This window comes from Clostridium sp. DJ247 (genome assembly GCF_014231265.1).
Genome location: NZ_JABAIW010000009.1, coordinates 47,900 through 69,211, shown reverse-complemented (window position 1 = coordinate 69,211; position 21,312 = coordinate 47,900). Strand labels below are relative to the sequence as shown.

The 21,312-nt window shown below is 31.2% G+C and carries 21 protein-coding genes and 1 pseudogene; 17 read left to right on the top strand and 5 right to left on the bottom strand.

The window, feature by feature from the left end; all coding sequences use genetic code 11:
- Positions 1-560: 560 nt before the first annotated feature.
- The 5 genes from HGI79_RS05665 (at position 561) to HGI79_RS05645 (ending at position 4,209) form a co-directional block, all read left to right on the top strand.
- Positions 561-1,106, top strand: a complete 546-nt coding sequence (locus tag HGI79_RS05665; protein ID WP_185649694.1) for an NADH peroxidase — start codon at positions 561-563, stop codon at positions 1,104-1,106.
- 454 nt (positions 1,107-1,560) lie between these two features.
- Positions 1,561-2,148 (top strand): alpha-ribazole phosphatase, encoded by a 588-nt coding sequence (gene cobC / locus HGI79_RS05660; RefSeq protein ID WP_185649693.1) that lies wholly within the window; start codon positions 1,561-1,563, stop codon positions 2,146-2,148.
- A gap of 77 nt (positions 2,149-2,225) precedes the next feature.
- On the top strand, positions 2,226-2,975 hold the full coding sequence (gene cobS, locus HGI79_RS05655; protein ID WP_185649728.1) for an adenosylcobinamide-GDP ribazoletransferase: 750 nt from the start codon (positions 2,226-2,228) through the stop codon (positions 2,973-2,975).
- A gap of 363 nt (positions 2,976-3,338) precedes the next feature.
- On the top strand, positions 3,339-3,887 hold the full coding sequence (cobU, locus tag HGI79_RS05650; RefSeq protein ID WP_185649692.1) for a bifunctional adenosylcobinamide kinase/adenosylcobinamide-phosphate guanylyltransferase: 549 nt from the start codon (positions 3,339-3,341) through the stop codon (positions 3,885-3,887).
- A gap of 127 nt (positions 3,888-4,014) precedes the next feature.
- Entirely contained in the window at positions 4,015-4,209 is a 195-nt protein-coding gene (locus HGI79_RS05645; protein WP_185649691.1) for a DUF1858 domain-containing protein, read from the top strand.
- A gap of 113 nt (positions 4,210-4,322) precedes the next feature.
- Here HGI79_RS05645 and HGI79_RS05640 read toward each other — a convergent pair.
- A pseudogene (locus HGI79_RS05640) lies at positions 4,323-4,637 on the bottom strand (cation transporter); the annotation flags it as partial.
- A 253-nt stretch (positions 4,638-4,890) separates the two neighbouring features.
- Here HGI79_RS05640 and nifJ point away from each other — a divergent pair.
- Entirely contained in the window at positions 4,891-8,418 is a 3,528-nt protein-coding gene (gene nifJ / locus HGI79_RS05635; protein WP_185649690.1) for a pyruvate:ferredoxin (flavodoxin) oxidoreductase, read from the top strand.
- Positions 8,419-8,752: 334 nt separating this feature from the next.
- Here nifJ and HGI79_RS05630 read toward each other — a convergent pair whose 3' ends face one another.
- Positions 8,753-8,920 carry a DUF3787 domain-containing protein gene (locus tag HGI79_RS05630; protein ID WP_185649689.1) on the bottom strand — a complete coding sequence of 56 codons (168 nt, stop codon included), beginning with the start codon at positions 8,918-8,920 and terminating at the stop codon, positions 8,753-8,755.
- Between the two features lie 140 nt (positions 8,921-9,060).
- Here HGI79_RS05630 and cooS point away from each other — a divergent pair, with 140 nt between their 5' ends.
- The gene (gene cooS / locus HGI79_RS05625) at positions 9,061-11,190 is read left to right on the top strand and encodes an anaerobic carbon-monoxide dehydrogenase catalytic subunit (RefSeq protein WP_185649688.1); all 2,130 of its coding nucleotides are present in this window, start codon (positions 9,061-9,063) and stop codon (positions 11,188-11,190) included.
- 11 nt (positions 11,191-11,201) lie between these two features.
- Positions 11,202-11,555, top strand: a complete 354-nt coding sequence (locus tag HGI79_RS05620; protein WP_185649687.1) for a cupin domain-containing protein — start codon at positions 11,202-11,204, stop codon at positions 11,553-11,555.
- A 96-nt stretch (positions 11,556-11,651) separates the two neighbouring features.
- On the opposite strand, the gene HGI79_RS05615 is transcribed toward HGI79_RS05620, so the two are convergent.
- Positions 11,652-12,296, bottom strand: a complete 645-nt coding sequence (locus tag HGI79_RS05615; RefSeq protein ID WP_185649686.1) for an undecaprenyl diphosphate synthase family protein — start codon at positions 12,294-12,296, stop codon at positions 11,652-11,654.
- Positions 12,297-12,559: 263 nt separating this feature from the next.
- On the opposite strand from HGI79_RS05615, the gene HGI79_RS05610 reads away from it, so the two are divergent.
- Both HGI79_RS05610 and rd read left to right on the top strand, forming a co-directional pair.
- On the top strand, positions 12,560-13,903 hold the full coding sequence (locus HGI79_RS05610) for an FMN-binding glutamate synthase family protein (protein ID WP_185649685.1): 1,344 nt from the start codon (positions 12,560-12,562) through the stop codon (positions 13,901-13,903).
- A gap of 222 nt (positions 13,904-14,125) precedes the next feature.
- Positions 14,126-14,287: a rubredoxin gene (rd, locus tag HGI79_RS05605; protein WP_185649684.1), complete on the top strand. Its 162-nt coding sequence runs from the start codon at positions 14,126-14,128 to the stop codon at positions 14,285-14,287.
- Between the two features lie 121 nt (positions 14,288-14,408).
- Here rd and HGI79_RS05600 read toward each other — a convergent pair whose 3' ends face one another.
- The gene (locus HGI79_RS05600) at positions 14,409-15,059 is read right to left on the bottom strand and encodes a hypothetical protein (RefSeq protein WP_185649683.1); all 651 of its coding nucleotides are present in this window, start codon (positions 15,057-15,059) and stop codon (positions 14,409-14,411) included.
- A 362-nt stretch (positions 15,060-15,421) separates the two neighbouring features.
- On the opposite strand from HGI79_RS05600, the gene HGI79_RS05595 reads away from it, so the two are divergent.
- The 4 genes from HGI79_RS05595 to HGI79_RS05580 are packed head-to-tail and all read left to right on the top strand — an operon-like array spanning position 15,422 to position 19,189.
- Positions 15,422-16,114: a TetR/AcrR family transcriptional regulator gene (locus HGI79_RS05595; RefSeq protein ID WP_185649682.1), complete on the top strand. Its 693-nt coding sequence runs from the start codon at positions 15,422-15,424 to the stop codon at positions 16,112-16,114.
- Positions 16,104-17,255 carry an HlyD family secretion protein gene (locus HGI79_RS05590; protein WP_241428149.1) on the top strand — a complete coding sequence of 384 codons (1,152 nt, stop codon included), beginning with the start codon at positions 16,104-16,106 and terminating at the stop codon, positions 17,253-17,255. The genes HGI79_RS05595 and HGI79_RS05590 overlap by 11 nt, the downstream gene beginning before the upstream one ends.
- Before the next feature lie 12 nt (positions 17,256-17,267).
- Entirely contained in the window at positions 17,268-18,056 is a 789-nt protein-coding gene (locus HGI79_RS05585) for an ABC transporter ATP-binding protein (protein ID WP_185649681.1), read from the top strand.
- Positions 18,056-19,189 (top strand): ABC transporter permease, encoded by a 1,134-nt coding sequence (locus HGI79_RS05580; protein WP_185649680.1) that lies wholly within the window; start codon positions 18,056-18,058, stop codon positions 19,187-19,189. The genes HGI79_RS05585 and HGI79_RS05580 overlap by 1 nt, the downstream gene beginning before the upstream one ends.
- Before the next feature lie 87 nt (positions 19,190-19,276).
- Here HGI79_RS05580 and greA read toward each other — a convergent pair whose 3' ends face one another.
- Entirely contained in the window at positions 19,277-19,744 is a 468-nt protein-coding gene (gene greA, locus HGI79_RS05575) for a transcription elongation factor GreA (RefSeq protein ID WP_185649679.1), read from the bottom strand.
- A gap of 300 nt (positions 19,745-20,044) precedes the next feature.
- On the opposite strand from greA, the gene HGI79_RS05570 reads away from it, so the two are divergent.
- Genes HGI79_RS05570 through HGI79_RS05560 form a run of 3 tightly spaced genes read left to right on the top strand, consistent with a single transcriptional unit; the run spans position 20,045 to position 21,312 of the window.
- Positions 20,045-20,521, top strand: a complete 477-nt coding sequence (locus HGI79_RS05570; RefSeq protein WP_185649678.1) for a hypothetical protein — start codon at positions 20,045-20,047, stop codon at positions 20,519-20,521.
- Positions 20,508-21,185, top strand: a complete 678-nt coding sequence (locus tag HGI79_RS05565; protein ID WP_185649677.1) for an accessory gene regulator ArgB-like protein — start codon at positions 20,508-20,510, stop codon at positions 21,183-21,185. The genes HGI79_RS05570 and HGI79_RS05565 overlap by 14 nt, the downstream gene beginning before the upstream one ends.
- Positions 21,175-21,312 (top strand): cyclic lactone autoinducer peptide, encoded by a 138-nt coding sequence (locus tag HGI79_RS05560; RefSeq protein WP_185649676.1) that lies wholly within the window; start codon positions 21,175-21,177, stop codon positions 21,310-21,312. The genes HGI79_RS05565 and HGI79_RS05560 overlap by 11 nt, the downstream gene beginning before the upstream one ends.

Sequence of the window (21,312 nt, the reverse complement as noted above, 5' to 3'; positions counted from 1 at the left end):
AAATGTAAAAAAAAGTAACTAAAATACTTGGTATTCTTTTATTTTTTGAAATAAAATTGTTGATTTTTAATAATATTATGATAGAATGAATATGTAAGTGTTAAGAAATTAACAATAGTTCATGTTCGTTTTTCATTTATTTAAGGACAGGTTTTCTGTTCTTTTTTTTTATTCATTTACTATCATTTCTACAAATCATAAGTTAACGGTTGATACGTGCCATATAGCTTAATTAATACTCAAGTTAGCTCTAAATGAATTTTTTGTAGAGCTTTAAATTCATAAGGAAAATTACTTTTGGAAATGACTTGCAAAAACCAAATAAGTATTATATAATAATTATTGTCAATGAGTATTACATATATTTAAAAAAATAAAGTGAAATTCCACTTTTATGGGATTTTGATTATGAAACCCACTATTAGTTAAATCAAATTCGTTGGCAGAAGCCGTTATACAGAGTATAAGAGCACTTACTTAGGTAAAGCTAGAGAGCTCTAGTAGGCTGGTATTTAGTGAATAAAATTAAAAATTTTAATTTTAATGGGGAGGAAATAAAAATGAAAAAATTTGTCTGTACAATATGTGGATATGTTCATGAAGGGGAAGCTGCACCAGAGAAGTGCCCACAATGTAACGCTCCAAGTGATAAGTTTATAGAAAAAGTTGAAGGTGAGTTAGCTTGGGCTGATGAACATAAAATAGGAGTAGCAAAAGATATAGATCCACAAGTAATAGAAGGATTAAAAGCAAACTTTGTAGGTGAATGCACAGAAGTAGGAATGTATCTTGCAATGAGCCGTCAAGCAGATAGAGAAGGATATCCAGAAGTAGCTGAAGCATACAAGAGAATAGCTTTCGAAGAGGCTGAACATGCAGCTAAGTTTGCAGAACTACTTGGAGAAGTTGTAACTGCTGACACAAAGAAAAACTTAGAGGTGAGAGTAGAAGCAGAACATGGAGCTTGTCAAGGCAAAAAAGATTTAGCTACATTAGCTAAGAAACTAAACTATGATGCAATACATGATACAGTACATGAAATGTGTAAAGATGAAGCAAGACATGGTGCTGCATTTAAAGGTTTATTAAACAGATATTTTAAATAAAATTAAAATAGGACAACCCGTTATTTTATTGTTAACGGGTGTTTTTTATTTTTGTAATAAAAAAATTTTCACCTCATTTGTTGGAAATAATCGGTAATTTGTCCTGTGGTCATAGATAAGCTCTGACTAAAATCAAGAACTATGTTTATCCGATGACTACCCGCTCTAATACTCCCATCTTTATATGAAACTTCTCTTCCTATGGTCAGAGGAGTACTCACAGAGTAAGCGACCATATGAAAATCACAGATTTTGTATGTCTGCTTAACTGGGAGTAAAGAGCGGCTACGTCCATGGATTCGTTCAACTAAGAATTAGGTGGTGTCAAAATTCCATCTGATTCAAGTTTCACTTTATAAAGTTTGAGTAATATAAATTTTTCTTGTATAATTTAAGCTATAGGTTAAAATTATATTTATTACATAAGCTAATTCTACAAATAAGGAGATATGCCATGAATTTGTATTTTGTAAGGCATGGAGAAACAGAATATAATAAGAACAAATGCTACTATGGAAGTTTAGATGTAGAGCTTACGGAAAATGGAATAATACAGGCAGAAAAAGCAAGGCAACTTATTAAAGATGTTAATTTTAGTAGTGTATACATAAGTGAAAAAAAAAGAACAGAAAACACAGCTAAAATATTGTTGAGGGATAAAAAATATAACTTTATTAAAGATAAAAGGATAAATGAGACAAACTTTGGAGTGTTTGAGGGTAAGAGCTACGAACAGATAAAAACACTTTATCCTAGTCAGTGTAAGCAGTGGTGTGATGATTGGAAAAAACTTTCTCCACCGGGGGGGGAAAGCTATATACAGCTTTATAAGAGAGTAAAAGAATTTATGAATGATATATTAAAACTAAATCAGGAAAATGTGCTTATTGTAACTCACGGAGGAGTGATCAGATCTATATACTGTTATATTTTAGGTGATAACTTAGATTTTTTTTGGAAATTTGGTTCTGAAACTGGGGATATAACTATAATTAAATATGAGTATGATAATCTTTACATAGATAGTATTACGCATGTGTAGAACTCTATAAATATATAACAACTACAAGAGAGGTACATAGTTAAATGAAAAAGACTAAATGTAAATTTTTATTAGTAATAAAAGAAACTATATGTAACTTTTTATTGATGCTTCAGTTTTTTACTAGAATACCAGTTAACATAAATTTACCTTGTGAGAAACATAATTTTAGAAGAGGATCTGTGTTTCTTCCAATCATAGGGTTTATAGTGGGTATTATACAATGGTTAATATATAAAATGCTTATAAAGGTTTTGCCTGTAAGCACATCTATAGTACTTATTTTACTAGTTGGAGTTATAGTTACAGGTGCCATGCATATAGACGGATTAGGGGATACCTGTGATGGATTTTTTGCATTTAAGGGTAGTGGTAGGATAATTGAAATAATGAAAGATAGTAGAATAGGAACTTATGCTTGTATTGTAATAGTAATAGATTTTCTCCTAAGGTATACACTTTTGGTATTTATAGTTCCAAATTTTTCAATAGCAATAATCGTAGTACCTATAATAGCCAGGCTTTCAATTCTATTTTTAGCTTCAGTTGGCAAAAGTGCAAAAAGTAATGGTACAGGAAACTTTTTTGTAGGGAATTTTGGAAAAATGCAGTTTGTTATTGGTATTGTAATTACCATAGGGATTTTAATATTAATAATGAATCCAAGGCACGTAATAATTCTGACCATATCAGCATTAGCTCTAAGCTTCTTGTTTAATTTTTATTGCAATATAAAAATTAATGGGTTAACTGGAGATACTCTTGGGGCAAATAATGAGTTAGTAGAAATATTAACACTAATTTTAATTGCTATAATGTTAGGTTGATATGGATAACCACGCCCGAAATTTAACTTATACTCTGGGATATATTACCGTATTTCGTCACGTTAAATATTTTTAATTAGTCTAAGGCTCAAATTTAAGCAGAGAGCCAAAATCTATGATTTTGTGCGAATCGCTTACTCCTCTGACGAAAGGAAGAGGAGTTTCATAATATAAAAGAACTTTGATAAACTCGTACCTCAAACATATCTAAAGTTCTAAGATTTTTTCTCAAATTTTCGCTAAGACTAATAAAAAAATATTTAAATGTGACTTCAATATTGGTAATATGTCCCTACGTATAAGTTAAATTTAAGATGTGGGTGTTTATGTGTTAAGGACAATATATATGTTAGGAGAATGAAAATGGGAAAAGTAATATTAGTAACTGGTGGAAGTAGAAGTGGTAAAAGTACTTTTGCGGAGAAGTTATTAGAAGATACGGATGATGTGCTTTATATTGCTACAGCAATAGTAACAGATAAAGAAATGGAAAAAAGAATTGAAAAACACAAGATAAGAAGAAACCCTAAGTGGGGAACAGTTGAAGGTTATAGAGAATTAAATTATATGTTAGAAAAAGACAAACATAAATATGTGATGTTAGAATGTATAGGTACTATGATTACAAATTTGATGTTTGATAAAAATTATGATTTTGAAAATATGTGTTCGGAAGATGTAGAAAAGCTTAGTAATTATGTAAAGAGTGAGATTGAAAAGCTGATACAGGCAGCAAGAAAAGAAGATAAAAATTTGATAATTGTAACTAATGAAGTTGGATGGAGTTTAGTGCCCGAGTATAAGCTTGGAAGAATATTTAGTGATATATTAGGAAGTATAAATCAGTATATTGGTTTGCAAAGTGATGAGGTCTACTTGGTTTCTTGTGGATTTCCTCTAAAGTTAAAGTAACATAAAAGTTACTATTTAACTAAAAAGTGCTTTGTTGCACTTAATAAAGAATTGCAATATAATAAAAATATATAATTAGTATATAATAAAAATATACAATAAATAATAATGAAGCGAGGTATAGAATATGGCAAAGATAACAAAGGATATGACAATAGGGGAAATAATCAGAATAAATACAAAGTATGCCGAAGTTTTAATGAGCTTTGGTATGGGATGTGTTGGTTGTCCTTCATCTCAAGCAGAAACACTTGAGCAGGCAGCACAGGTTCACGCATTAGATCTTGATAGATTAGTAAATGCTTTAAACTCAGTAGAATAATTAATACATAAAAAAACCGCAGTGTTATGCTGTGGTTTTTTTATAGATATTCATGCCCGAAATTTAACTTATACCACCAGATATATTACCATGTTTCGTCACGTTATATATTTTTAATTATTTTTATAAAATTGCCTATTATTACATCCTTCTAAATTACATTCTCTTGTGCAGGATTCTATGTGAATCATAACATGGGTATTTCTTAATGAGCTCTCCAATTCATTTTCTATGTTATCACAAATATCATGGGCTTCTTTTAGAATAAACAATGCAACTACTATAGCAACTATTGGGTCTAGGAAGGTTAAACCTGTAATCCATATAAGAAGTAGTCCACTACCAACACCAAGAGAAGTATAGATATCTACTTTCAAGTGGAGAGCATCAGCTTCTAATGCTATGGAATCTTCCTGTTTTGCAACTTTTACTTTAGCGTTCAAATGAAATTCCTCCTTTTTATCAATTGATAATGAATAACTGGTTATAGAAGTACTATTATTTTTAACTAAAGTTTCAAATATATTTATGAAGTATTATAAAGTAATCTAAATAATAAAGTAATTTGAAATAAGATTTTACATTATTTTTAATTTTTATGTATGAGAATCCTCTAGTATCAAATAATAAATTAGAAGAAAGAATGAATGATACACTAAAGAGATTAGGAGGATTAATTTTATGAAGAAAAATATGCAGACTATGGACGGAAATCAAGCTGCAGCTTATGCATCCTATGCATTTACAGATGTGGCGGCCATTTACCCAATAACTCCATCAACTCCCATGGCGGAAGGTGTGGATGAATGGTCAGCACATGGTAAAAAAAATATATTTGGTCAATCAGTTAAAGTTGTTGAAATGCAATCAGAAGCAGGAGCTGCTGGTGCTGTTCATGGTTCATTACAAGCAGGCGCGTTAACAACTACATATACGGCATCACAAGGTCTACTATTAATGATACCTAATATGTATAAAATTGCTGGAGAGCATCTTCCTGGGGTATTCCATGTAACTGCACGTGCTATTGCAACACATGCGTTATCAATTTTTGGAGACCATCAGGATGTTATGGCTACAAGACAAACAGGATTTGCGTTTTTAGCATCTTCTAGTGTTCAAGAAGCCATGGATTTGGGATGCATAGCACATTTAAGTGCTATAAAATCAAGAGTTCCATTTTTACATTTTTTTGATGGATTTAGAACCTCACATGAATATCAAAAAATAGAGACTATAGAGTATGAAGAACTTAGTAAACTTGTAGATTATGAAGCTATAAGACAATTTAGGGATAGAGCTATAAATCCTGAACATCCAGTAGCTAGAGGAACAGCCCAAAACCCTGATATCTATTTCCAAGGGAGAGAGGTTTCAAATCCATTTTATTTAGCAGTACCAGATATAGTTGAAAACTATATGAGAGAAATAGAAAAAGTTACGGGAAGAGTATACCATCCTTTTGATTATTATGGTGCTCAAGATGCTGAATACATAATTGTTGCAATGGGATCTGTGTGTGATACTATAGATGAAACTGTAGATTATTTATCAGAAAAAGGAGAAAAGGTAGGTGTTATTAGAGTACATCTATATAGACCATTTTCAACTAAGTATTTCTTTGATGTATTGCCTAAGACTGTAAAAAAAATAGCTGTATTAGATAGAACTAAAGAATCAGGTTCTTTAGCAGAACCATTATATTTAGATGTAGTCAAAGTATTTGATAAATCTGAAAATAAACCTTTAATTATAGGTGGTAGATATGGATTAGGTTCAAAAGATACAAGACCATCACAAATATTAGCTGTTTATAAAAACTTAAAGCAAGATACTCCAAAAGATAATTTCACTATTGGTATAGTTGATGATGTTACAAATACATCTCTTCCTGAAGAAGACATCATCCAAACAACACCGGAAGGAACTATAAGCTGTAAGTTCTGGGGACTAGGTTCTGATGGTACAGTAGGAGCTAATAAATCTGCTGTTAAAATCATTGGTGACAATACAGATCTGTATGCTCAAGCGTATTTTTCTTATGATAGTAAAAAATCTGGAGGATCAACAGTATCTCATTTAAGATTCGGAAAGAAACCTATAAAGTCACCTTACTTAGTATATAACGCTGATTACATTGCTTGTCACAATAAATCCTTTGTATATAATTTTGATTTATTAAAAGGATTAAAAAAAGGTGGAACTTTTGTACTTAACTGCCCTTGGAATGAGCAGGATTTAGAAGATAAATTACCAGCAACATTAAAAAATTATATTGCTAAGAATAATATCAATTTTTATGTTATAGATGCCATATCAATTGCAGGTAAAATTGGTTTAGGTGGAAGAATAAATATGATTATGCAATCTGCCTTTTTCAAGCTAACCAACGTAATACCTATAGAAGATGCTGTTGAATATTTAAAAAAATCTATAGAAAAAACCTATGGTAAAAAGGGTGAGAAAATTGTTGAAATGAATAAAGCAGCTGTAGATAGTGGTATAGATTCTTTAGTTAAAGTTAATGTACCAGCTTCTTGGGCAGATGCAAAAGACGAGGCTAGACCAACAAAAGAAGTACCAGATTTTATAAAGGATATTCAAATACCAATGGCAAAACATGAAGGGGATGAACTACCTGTAAGTGCCTTTGTAGGTATGGAAGATGGAACATATCCACTGGGTACTACAGCATATGAAAAAAGAGGAATCGCTGTGATGGTACCTGAATGGCAGATAGATAAATGCATTCAATGTAATCAGTGTGCATATATATGTCCTCATGCTACAGTAAGAGCATTTTTATTAGATGAAGATGAAATTAAAAGAGCTCCAGATACATTTAAAACAAAAAAGGCAGCTGGAAAAGGTTTGGAGAACTATGGATTCCGTATTCAAGTAGCCCCACTAGATTGTACTGGATGTGGTAACTGTGCAGATGTATGTCCTGCTCCAGGTAAAGCCCTTATAATGAAACCAGCAGATCAAGAAATCGAAATGGAAGCAGAAAATTGGGAATTTGCAATGACTGTTACAGCTAAAGATGATGTAATGGATCCAAAGACATTAAAAGGAAGCCAATTTGTAAGACCGTTATTAGAGTTTAATGGGGCTTGTCCAGGATGCGGTGAAACACCTTACATAAGGCTTTTGACTCAGTTATATGGAGATAGAATGATGATTGCAAATGCTACAGGTTGTTCATCAATTTGGGGAGCTAGTGCACCATCAATAGCATATACCACTAACGCTGAAGGAAAAGGGCCAGCATGGTCAAATTCATTATTTGAAGATAATGCAGAGTATGGATATGGTATGTACTTAGGCGTTAAACAAATAAGAGAAAAGATAGCAGACCTAATGAAGCAATATATAACTTCGCTAGAAGGTGAAGATAAAATAATTGAAGCCTTTAATATATGGTTAAATGCTATAGAGGATGGAGATGAATCTAGAAAAGCCTCAAAAAATATTTTAGAATTATTAAAAGGATATGATCTTAGCAAAAATGATTTAATAAAACAAATAATGGATAGAAAAGACTATCTAATCAAAAAATCTCAATGGATAATTGGTGGAGATGGTTGGGCATACGATATTGGATTTGGTGGTGTGGATCAAGTACTTGCCATGGGAGACGACGTAAATCTATTTGTTATGGATACAGAAATTTACTCAAACACTGGAGGTCAATCTTCAAAATCTACACAAACTGGAGCAGTAGCTAAATTTACAGCTGCAGGAAAGAAGGTAAGAAAGAAAGACCTTGGTGCTATGGCCATGACATATGGATATGTATATGTTGCTCAAATATCAATGGGGGCAAATATGAATCATACTATAAAAGCTATAACAGAAGCTGAAAAGTATAAGGGACCTTCTCTTATTATAGCCTATGCTCCATGTATAAGTCATGGAATAAAATCTGGTATGGGAACTAGTATAGCTGAAGAAAAGAAAGCAGTGGAATCTGGATATTGGCATTTGTATAGATATAATCCAATGCTTAAGGAACAAGGAAAGAATCCATTTACTTTAGATTCAAAAGAACCTACAAAACCATTTAAGGATTTCATACACGGAGAAATAAGATATTCTTCATTAATGAATGTATTCCCAGAAGTTGCAGACCAAATGTTTGATGAAGCTGAGAAAAATGCTAAGGAAAGATATGATTTCTATAGGCGTTTAGCAGAAATGAACTATTAGATACTATAAGTATATAGATACCGATGCCCGAAATTTAATTTATACTCCGGTATATATTGCCATGTTTCGTCACGTTAAATATTTTTAATTAGTCTAAAGCTCAAATTTGAGAAAAAACAAAGAACTTTGATAAACTCGTACCTCAAACATATCTAAAGTTCTAAGATTTTTCTCAAATTTTCGCTAAGACTAATAAAAAAATATTTAAATGTGACTTCAGCATTGGAAATATATACCTAAGTATAAATTAAATTTAAGCTATAGGTATCTATATATTTCAATATAGAAATAATTATAAAAAAGGTTGGTGAGCAAATCACCAACCTTTTACTACTTACTTCTCATTTGTGTCTACGTATTCTTTTGCATTTCTAACCTCAGTTTCACTAGGTAAATTTACATTTGATACTGGTTTGGTATTTTCCATATTAGCCCAAGCAGCAGTATCATGACTTTCTACTGGTATTCCCATAAAACGTTGTTTTATATCATTTTTTGCCATACTATCCCTCCTTTATACTATTATTTTCAAATAATAATAATGATATAAGTAAAAATATAAATTTATAAAATTAATTTAACGTATATTCATTACTTATTATGAAAAAACTACATTAGAAACAAATATAAGGAGGAGTATAAATGTCAGACAAAGATATTAAAGATTCTTATCAAAGAAGCGCAGAAACTATGAGTGGTGAAAATCATACCATTGCAACTAAAGTAAAAGACTCAAATGATCCCAATGAACATGATGATTTACATGATACAGTGAAGGTTGACTACGGTGTTATTGAAAAGTCAACATCTATGGAAGAGGTTCATAGATTACAGAGAGAGCAGATAAAGAATAAAGATGATCAAGGAAAAGATGGATATCCTCTTAATGTTATAATTGACCCTGCTATGAGAGATATGTATAAAGTTGTACATAAAGCTGGAATGACTAATGTTTTTGATCGTTTTTCACAACAGCAGCCTATTCAATGTAAATTTTGTATAGAAGGATTATCATGTCAATTATGCGCTAATGGACCTTGTCGTATTAGTGAGAAGGTTCCTAGAGGAACTTGTGGTGTAGACAGACATACAATGGTTGCAAGAAACTTCATGTATAGGCATGTTACCATAGGAACCTCTGCAAATATTTTTCATGCCCATCAGGCTGCAAGAACTCTTAAGGCTGCTGGAGAACACCCAGAGAGTGGATTAAAAATAAGGGATGCAGAAAAATTGAAAAAGTATGCTGATATGGCAGGTCTTGATGCTAATCAACCTATAGAAAAATTGGCAGTAGAATTTGCAGAGTGGGTTATAAACGATATACACGCTCCATTTCACGTTCCTTCAAAAACTGTTGAAGCTTTTGCCCCAACAAGACGTAAAGAATTGTGGAATAAGTTAGGCTTATTTCCAGGTGGAGGCTATAGTGAAGTAGCCTTTGCACAAACAAGATGTATGACAAACTTTACTTCAGATCCAGTTGAGTTTTTATTAAATAGCGTAAGACTTGGTATAGCAAACGAGTATCAAGGATTATTTATGCTTGATATCCTACAAGAAATACTAATGGGAACTCAGGAGATAGCTAAGAAACAACAAAATATGGGATTATTAAAGACAAATATGATAAATGTTATTGCTAATGGACATATGCCTTTACTTGCTCATGTAGCTATTGACTTAGCTTCTAGTGATGAATGGCAACAAAAAGCTAAGGAGGCTGGAGCAGATGGTATACAGATACTCGGTCATGTTTGTGAAGGTCAACAGCTAATGAATTATGAAGGTACTCATAATCAAAAGGCATATACAGGGCAAGAAGGTGAGTGGTTATCAGAAGAGTATTTGCTTGCCACAGGGGTAGTTGATTTATTTATGTTCGATTATAATTGTACAGTACCAACACTGCCTATATATGCAAAACGCTTTGGAACTAAATTACTAAGTGTACACCCAGTAATAAAGCTTCAAGGAACCGAAACTTTAGATTTTGTACCTGAAAAGATGAAGGAGCAAGCAGCAAAAGCTTTAGATAAAGCTCTAGATGCCTTTAAAGCTCGTAAAGCTGAGAATAGAAAAACTCATATTCCACCATATGTTTCAGATTGTATGGTTGGATTCAGCACAGAGTCAGTAAAAGGGGCACTTGGAGGAAGCTTTAAGCCGCTAATAGAGCAAATTGTTAATGGTAATATCAGAGGTATTGCAACTATTGTAGGTTGTACCACTGCAAGATATGGTCAGGGTGGAAGTAACATATTTAAAATAACCAAAGGATTAATCGAAAATAATATACTAGTACTTTCTGGTGGATGTACTTCCAGCGTTATGCAGTACACTGGGCTAACTGATCCAAAAGCAGCAGATGAAGCAGGAGAAGGGCTAAAAGCAGTTTGCAAGCAATTAGGAATACCACCAGTATTAAGCTATGGTGCATGCGTTGATATAGGTAAAATGACTCATACTGCAAAGGAAATTGCTGATGAATTAGATGTAGATACAAATATGTTACCATTAGTTATAGGTGCTCCAGAATATTTAGAGCAGAAGGCTGTAGCTGATGCATGTACTGCAGTAGCGTTAGGTTGGCTAGTGCATGTTGCCCCTGTTCCATCTATTACAGGTAGTGATGTAGTAGTAAAAACTCTTACTGAGACTACTGAAACTCTAGGATTAGGAAAAGTTGTAGTAGAATTAGATGCAGAAAAAACTATTCAAATATATGTTGATCACATTGAGAAGAAGCGTAAAGAATTAGGGTTAAGTTGAGGTGAAGGTTAGTGAAACTTGAAAAAATAGCTGACAAAGTGGCTTTCTTAGATAATACATTTACTAAAAGAACCTTGTTTAATGAAGAAAAGATACTATCTTTTATTTTAAATCTTAAAAGCGGGCAGGAGATACCTCCGCATCAACATGAAAAAAGTGATCTAGTATTACATGTACTAACAGGAAAAGGAGAGTTAACTGTAGATGGGGAAGTAAGCAGTATAACTTCCGGAGACGTAGTATACTGTGAAGGAAAGGAGACTTTTAGTCTCAAGAGTAATACAGATGAAAATATGTCTTGCTTTGTTGTATTAGCTCCTAGACCTTCTCCTAGTGCCTATGCAAAAGAAATAGGAAATGTATGATTAAAAGAAACACTGTAAAATTTATTTGAATTCAATAAATTTTATAGTGTTTCTTTTTAAAGCAAGAATTAGGTATAAATATAAATTAAGAGCTATTTAACCACCAAGTGTAACATCTTGTTTATCATACCAACTAAGCGCATCGAAGAAATGAGAAGGCTTAAAGTCTGGCCAGTAATCATCTATAATATAAAAATCAGAATAAACAGATTGAACAGGAAGAAAACCACTAAGTCTTCTGCGACCTCCCCACCTTATTATTAAATCTACTCTAGTTATATCAAATGATTTTAAATATCCTGTTATTGTGTTTCTATTACGGGTATCCATATTGTTAACTTCGCCTAAATCCCATTCCCATCCATAGTTAACTAAAAAATTAACTTTTATACCTCCTTTACCAAACTGTTTTCGTGTGGTAAAGGGTAGCAGTTCTTTAGGGAACATAGGAGAGCTAGTATTGCCAACAACAAGTAAACAAGCATCTTCTTTGGTAAGCATTTGTACTGCTTTTATACATGCTAGTGTAAATGCCTTAGTTTGTATTGAAGGTCTTTTAGTGTTATCTGTAGTAAAACCATAGTAAGTTAGTTCCTTTATACCAAGTTCTTTGCAAATTTTAAAAAGTTCCATTCCAGGTCTAAGTCCAGGTCCATAACCTTGTTCTTTGGTTAATCCGTTTTCAGTAGCCCATCGTCTATTTCCATCTGGTATTATGCCAATGTGGTTTGGGATTCTCATAAAATATCCACCTCCATATGAAATACTAATGAAAGTATTACCAATAGTACGAAGAATTATTCTAAAAAACCATTTATATCCTGTAATAAGTAAATGAAGTAGATATAAAAGATTTTTTATGAACTTCTCGTTTAGAGTTACATATTTCACCATAGATTAAAGCAAAATAATTATAAAGTGAAACTTGAGTCAGACGGGGTTTTAACCTAACCTGGTTCTTAGCTGAGCGAATTCAGAGTAAAGCATAAGAAGGAGAGAGTATTATGTTGCAAAGCTTGATTAGAACTATTACCAACGAAACTACTGATAACATATTAAAAAAAATGTTAACAGATCAGTATAGTGAGAATCTTTATGTGATGATCACTGCAGCTCAAAAGTTATCAATTCAATCTATTATAGAAGCATCTATAAGAGGAGAAACAGGAAAATCATTAGATAGGTCTTATGGCAGTCCTAATGTCCAATCCCCTTGGAATAAACTATTTCTAAACCCAACTCAACTATTTTCTCTTCCAACTAAAGATGAAGGAGCTATAGATACAAAAACTATAATTGGGAAAAATGCAAAAAAGCCATTGGAGCTTTCAATGCCTATTTTAATTACTGGAATGTCTTATGGAGCGTCACTTAGTTTAGAGGCAAAAATTGCATTAGCCAAGGGTGCAAGTCTTTCAGGAACTGCTACCAATACTGGTGAAGCAGCACTATCCCATGAAGAAAGAGAGACAGCTAAACTTTTAATAGGCCAATTTAATAGATATAAGGCTTTATGCACCATTGAACAGTTATCACAGCTGGATGCCATAGAGGTGCAGTTAGGACAGGGCGCTTGGGGAGGTGCAGTACATAAAACTATACCAGCAAACAAGATAGGAAAACATATGAGAGATACATGGCACTTGGGTAAGCATTCACCTGCTTATAGAGGATCAAGATTTGAAGAGATAAATTCTCCAAATGAGATTATAGATCTAGTTAACAAACTAAAAAAAGATTATGAAGTACCTATAGGAATAAAAATTGCAGCTTCTCATTTTATTGAAAGAGATTTAGATGTTATAATTCAAACCAATGCAGATTTCATTACTATCGATGGTGCTGAAGGAGGAACAGCTGGCTCACCTACAATTCTTCAAGATGATATGGGTCTTCCTACTCTATATGCTATATCTAGGACAGTTAGATATCTAGAAAAAAAGGGTGTAAAAGATAAATATGACATCATACTAGCTGGAGGGCTAAGTACACCAGGGCATTTTACAAAAGCGTTAGCTTTAGGTGCAAGTGCTGTATATATTGGGTCTATAGCATTAGTAGCAATGCTTCAAGCTCAAGCTGTAAAAGCAACTCCAAATGAGCCTACACCACAGCTTGTTGTATATAATGGAAAGTTAACTGATGAATTAGATATAGATAAAGGTTCAAAAACTCTATCTAACTTTTTAAATTCTTGTTTAGAAGAAATGAAATATGCTCTTATAGCAATGGGAAAAACAAGCTTTACACAATTATCAACTAACGACTTGGTAACAGTTGATAAAGACTTATCTCAATGTTTAGGTGTAGGATATGCAGGATATTCAAGTTATCCTGAAAATGTATAACATTTAAAATTTTGCGTATCATAATTAATATTTGAATGCCACAAAAGTTATTACTAAATGTAAAAGATAAAGGGGTTCTACAGATAATATCTATTAAAAGAGTATTATTATGATTATAATATTGAGATAAATACTTAAAAGTATTAGAATATAAGTATAAAACATAGTTAACTTAACTATTAATATTATATGAAAATTTTAAATTAGATAGGAGAGGATATAATGAAAAAGTATTTATGTGTAGCTTGTGGATATATTTATGATCCAGAGGAAGGAGATCCTGATAACGGAGTAGCAGCAGGTACAGCTTTCGAAGATATACCTGATGATTGGGTATGCCCTCTATGTGGAGTAGGTAAAGATCAATTTGAAGTTCAAGAATAGAATACTTTAAACCCTCTAGGAATAAATCTAGAGGGTTTATTTTTAAAATTATATTTTATATTATAATTCAGAAGTACTCTGGCACTTAAAGTTTAGACGGAGCTAGGTAATAACTTTCAGATTATTTTTTGAATATTTCATGTATCATCTCTGATTCTGAACGAGATGCTTTGTATGAGAAACGACTGTTTACATTTTCTACGAAGGACTTAATCCATGCATCTCTTAATTTATAGAATAAGCTTACATCTCCGTTAATAGATTCCCAATAATTTTTGTGTAAACATCTCTCAGTTTCCCATTGTAGTTTTTCTTCTGAATCTACAGTGACTACATTTACCCTATCGCAAGGCATACCTTCTATAACATAATTATTTAATGCTTGATATATTTCAGATGCATTATTAATTTCATATTTTTCTTTTGCTTCTTCAGCACATTTACGTCCTTGCTCAGAGTAAATTTCAACAGCTAAGCTAATGTTATCTTCATTGTTTTTGTTAGAGATTTCAGTTAAAAGTGCAGCTGCTCTTGTTTCTGTCAAGGATATCTTGTTTTGAAGCCATCCATGGATGTTATCTACATCAATCAAATCTTCTATAGGTTTATTTTCTGTAGGAGCTCCGTATTTTGATTTTATACTATTATAAATAGTATAAATTTCTTCTCCGTATTTCTCTTTATAAGCGTTAACTAATGTAAGTTCTAAATCCTCATGTAATTTTATTTTATTAAATAACCATGTGTGAATAGGTGCTAAAAATCTACTCATTTATTTACCCCTTTCGTAATATGAAATTAAAATAGGTTTAACTATATATTTTTCTAAAGTTTATTTTATGAAATTTATTATATTATAAACATTTATTTTTTTCCGTAACATAGGTTACCGACAGTTAAAATTATCCGTTATCTTTAATACTTTCATGGTATGAGCAGAAGGCAGTGTGTATACTTTTAACATTTAAGAATCAGGTGGAGTTAAAACTCCATTTGATTCAAGTTTCACTTTATTATAATGCGAAAAACTAGTTGACAAAGTCTAAATAATGTAATAAATTTGAAATGAGTGAGTACTCATTTTTATAAAGTGAGTACTCATATATGTGAATGTTATTACTCAGGAGGAATAATATGAAGCCAGATAACGAAAATCAAAATAATAAAGATTCTATAGAAAAACTATTCTTGTCAGAAGATGTATCAGAAGAAGAAATGACTAAAAGACAATGGAGAATATTAGAAGCCGCTACAAAAGTATTTGCAGAAAAAGGATTTGATGGCAGCAGAACAAGTGAAATTGCAAAGGAAGCAGAGGTGGCAGAAGGAACTATATTTAGATACTATAAGACCAAAAAACATATACTTATGGGTCTTTTAATACCATTAATTACAAAGTTTTTAAGACCTTTAGTTATTAAATCAGCTGAATCTATTGTAAAGAACAAGGAGAATAAACCAATTGATGAGGTTATTAAAAATCTATATATAGATAGATTGCATTTAGTAGAAAAAAATTCATCCTTAATTAAAACTGTATTTGTTGAGTCGTTATATCATCCAGAATTATTAGAAACAATTAGGAATAACATAGCACCTAAATTATTTCCATTTATTAATTCTTTTGTTGAGGAAAATATAGAAAAGAAAACATTTAGAAACTTAGAACCAGCATTAATTACAAGAACAATGTTAAGTTTACTTTTAGGATATATAATTTTAACAAATGCTTTTCCCGACCACTTAAAAGTTGGAGGTGATGATGAGGAAGAAATAAAAAAAATTGTGGATGTGCTCTTAAATGGGGTTCTAAATCATGAAAACTGAAATTTCTAAAAAGGAAGTGAGAACTTTGGGTAACAAAAAAGTTTTTAAACCAATAATACTTCTTATATTAGCGGGAGTTATAGTTTCAGCATTATTCTTAATAAATTCAATGAAAAATAAAAACTTTAATGAATTTATATATTATGGTACAGCTGAAGCTGATAAAATAAATATATCAGCAGAAATAGCAGGAAAGATAAAAGATATTAAGCTAAAGGAAGGAAATGTAGTAAAGTCTGGAGATTTAATAGCAACTATTGATTCTAATGAAGATTCTTTAAGACTACAAGATGCTGAAACTTCTATAAAAAATGCAGAAAATGAATTAGCTAAAATACAAGAAGGCAACAGAGCTGAAGAAATAAAAGCTCAGGAGGCACAAGTGAAACAGATCCAAGCTCTAATTGATCAAAGTAAAGCTGCATTACAAACAGCTCAAAATAATCTTAGTACTGCACAAACAAATTATGAATATAAGAAGAAAAAATATGATGATACTCTAAAACTTTATGAAAGTGGAGCAGAATCTAAGTATAACGTGGATGCAGCTAAAAATGACCTAGATAACACCTATAGTGCACTGAATAATGCTAAAAGTTCTGTAGATAGTTCACAAGCCCAGGCAAATAGCTATATTGCTCAACTTAATCAGGTTAGCCAAAAGTTAAATCTATTAGTTAATGGGGCAACTGAAAGAGAGAAAAATACAGCACAATATAGCCTAGAAAAGTCTAAAAATAATTATGAGCTATCTAAACTTACCTTAGGTAAGAACAATATTACAGCATCAACAGGTGGGGTTATAGAAACTGTTAACTTTAAGGCTGGAGAGTATATAACACCTGGAAGTTCAGTAGTCACACTTTTAGATAATAATAATATATGGATTAAAATTTATGTTCCAGAAAGTATTCTTCCTAAAATCAAGCTAGATAAAGAAGTGAGTTTAAAAAGTGATTTCTTAAAGGACAAAAACATAAAAGGTAAAATAACATATATTTCTCCAGAAGCAGAATTTACGCCTATGAATATAGTTACGAAGAAGGATAGAATGAAACTTGTATATGAAGTAAAGATAAAAATACTAGATAACTTAGATGTTATAAAACCTGGTATGCTTTTTGATGTAAATTTAAAATAATGGAGGCCTATTATGGAATATGCCATTTCTATAAAAAATCTTACAAAACAATTTGGGAGCTTTACAGCAGTAGATAACGTATCTTTTGATATACCAAAAGGAAAAATTTTCGGATTTTTAGGACCTAATGGATCAGGAAAGTCAACCACTGTTAGAATGATATGTGGTGTACTTAGACCAACCTCGGGAGAGGGTAAGGTTCTAGGCTATAATCTAGTAAAGGAATCAGAAAATATTAAGCAAAATATAGGGTATATGTCTCAAAAATTTAGCTTATATGAAGATTTAACAGTAGAAGAAAATTTGGACTTTTATGGGGATATATATATGCTGTCAAAAGATACATTGGAAAAAAGAAAAAAAGAATTAATTCAAATGGCAAATCTTCAAGGAAAAGAAAAGAGCTTGGCAGGTACTTTATCAGGAGGATGGAAACAAAGGCTGGCATTAGGATGCTCTCTTATTCATAACCCAAGTCTTTTAATACTAGATGAACCTACAGCGGGGGTTGATCCAGTTTCAAGAAGAGAGTTTTGGCATACTATCACTAATCTAGTAACTGAAGGTATGACAGTTTTGGTAACTACCCATTATATGGACGAGGCATCAGTATGTGATATTATAGGTTTTATATATAATAGCAAGCTTATTACTATAGATACTCCAAGTAATCTTTATGCGCAACATAAGACAGATAATCTAGAAGATATATTTATAAATTATGTTAAAGAACTTTCAAATAAAGAAATCATATCCTCATTCAATGATTTAAAACTATCAAAAGATAGAGGTGAAGGATAATGAAACTAAAGAGGCTAATAGCAATAACAAAAAAAGAATTTATACACATAAGAAGAGATAAGGCTAGTCTTGCAATTGCAATAGTAATGCCCATAATGATGCTCTTGTTGTTTGGATTTGCTGTTAATACTGATGTTAACGATGTTAGCTTAGCCGTATATGATGGCAGCAAAACTATAGAGAGTAGAGAACTTATAAGCAAATTTACCAATTCAGACTATTTTAAAATCTATGGTGCGGTAGATTCTCCTGAAGATGTAGAAAAATATATAAGCTTAGGAAAAGTAAAAGTTGGACTAGTAATACCACCAAATTACTCTAGAGATTTAAGACGTAATACTACTGCAGAAGTTCAAGTACTTGTTGATGGTTCAGATCCAACCATAGCCAGAACGGCCACATCATACTCCATACTGATTGGAAATAATTATTCAGTTAATTTAAAGCAAATAGAAATTACTAGATCAGGGCTAGATAAACAGAGCAATATAGGAGTTAACTTAAAACCCCTTGTGCTTTATAATCCAACTATGGAAAGCAGTAAATTTAATATACCAGGAGTAATAGGATTAATTTTACAAAATATAACGGTTATACTAACAGCTTTTGCTATGGTAAGAGAAAGAGAAAAAGGAACCATGGAACAACTTATAATGACACCAGTTACACCGTTGGAGTTAATTCTTGGAAAGCTCATTCCTTATACAGTTATTGGATTTCTAGATATGATATTGACACTAATATTAGGATATATAATATTCGGAGTAGTAGTAAAAGGTAGTCTAGCTTTACTAATTTTATTAGGAACATTATTCTTAATATGTTCACTAGCTATGGGGATGCTTATATCAACAGTTGCAAAAACTCAACTCCAAGCTATGCAAGCGTCGTTAGCTATGATATTGCCAAGTGTACTTCTCTCGGGATTTATGTTTCCGAGAGAGGCTATGCCTAAGCTGATATATTATATTAGTAACATTATACCAATGACGTATTTTTTAGAGATATTGAGAAGCATAATGGTTAAAGGTGTAGGTTTTAGTTATCTAATACCTCAGATAATATCCTTATCAATATTAATATTTGTTATTGTTGCAGTCACTTTGAAAAAGTTTAGTAAAACTTTAGATTAAAAATAAGATTCACTCCTAGGATATAGATACGGAACTTTTAAATTTAAAAGTTCCAGCTCTATATTTACAGCGGGGTGAATCTTATTTTTATGACAATAGTTCTATAACTTCTACGTCATAATCACCATCTGGTGAAGTAACAGTAGCTTTTTGCCCTACTTTTAACTTATATAATACACTGCCTAGCGGAGATTCTATACTTATTTTCATGTTTTTGGCGTCAGCTTCAACGGAGCTAACAAGTGTAACTTCCTCTGTATCATCCATATCATAAAATTTTACTAAGGCTGTTTTATTAATGTCGAATAAACCTTCTTCTTCAGAACTTTCTATTATTACGGCACTTTTTATCTGTTCTTCAAGTTCCATAATTCTTGTTTCTGTTAAAGATTGATCATCTTTAGCAGCACTATAGTCAGCATTTTCGCTTAAGTCGCCTTGTGCACGGGCAGCTTTTAAAGCAGCTTTGATTTCTACTCTTTTCACTGTTTTTAAATATTCTAATTCTTCTTCTAACTTTTTCTTTCCTGCTTCAGTTAACATCAAGTTACGCATATTAAACCACCTATTCATATATTAGTTTTATAATGTTTATCTGAATAATTTTTACTCATTGTCTGCATTACTAGATAATTATAATATCAGTAATGAGATAATACAAGAATGGTTATAAATAATGAAAAAATTACATAGTATATCTTTTCTAAATGTCTAATTCTAATATTTGCCATAAGAAAACTATTTAATCACAAAAAAAATGTTAAATTTCAATTATATTATGTTCATATTAAAAAAACAGTGATATAATTATTATATTGTATAAATAAGCTGAAAAATATATGAATGAGGTACTTTATGTTAAAATTATCAATATTGGAATTTTTATTTAGGGTTATTCCGGAATCATTTACATTAATTTTTGCAGGATACGCTTTTTCTAGTAAGGTTATTGATAAGAAAAGCTTTTGTATATCTTCAATTGTTTTATCAGTAATAACATACTTAGTTAGAATGTTGCCAATTCACTTTGGGGTACATACAATTATACTTCTTATAATATATATGTTGACAACTGTTACTATAAATAAAATTGATATCATTAAAAGTTTATCAGCAGGATTAATTTCAGCAATTTTGATGTATACTTGTGAATGGGTTAACGCATTTATTATAACAGATATATTTAAAAAAAATTTAGATACAATAATGAAAAATCATTTAATGAAGCTATTATATTTTTCTCCTTCTCTGTTACTATTTGCTATAATTATAATATTTATATATACTAAAAATGTATATTTAAGAAAGGTTCCTAAAAATGTTTCTAATTGAGAAATTATCAAACAATATCGCTAATAAAATTTCTTATCCTTTAAATTTAGATAAGGATCAAGAGGAAGTCATCGCATATGGAGTTTTTAATTTAATTCAAACACTATGGTGTATTCTATTAGTAATTTTATTTGGTACTATTTTTGGTGTAACAATAAAAGCTATAGTTATCTCTATAACAATTGGTTTTTTGCGAAAATACTCAGGTGGTGCTCATTCTAGTTCACCTAATAGATGTGCACTAATAGGAACATTAGTATCAGTAGGACTAGCATTAGTTATACAAAATGCTATTTATGGTATAAGCATAAATGTTACTATAATTATAGGTATTATAGTCTTTATATTTGCTTATTATAGCGTATGGAAGTTGGCACCAGTTGATAGTGAAGCAAAACCTATTACAAAACCCGAAAAAAGAAGGTTAATGAGAAGAAACTCTATATATGTACTTATTATTTTAAATTTAATTATTATAATGCTAACAATGTTTTATTTTAAATTTAAGATTAATTTATATTTATCAACAATTTTTTGTATATATTTTGGGATATTATGGCAAATCATAACGCTTATTCCTAAAGGACATAAAGTGTTATTAAAAATAGATACATTTTTAAATAATATTAGCTATACTTGGGGAGGTGAAAAAAATGAGAAATAAAGCAGTTAAAACCATACTTATGTTAGGAGCTTCAATCTTTACTTTCTTTGCTGTTGCAACATCTGCATCAGCATGCGGATATAGTTTCTATCAACCAAAAGAACCAAAATGTTTAAGAGATAAATAA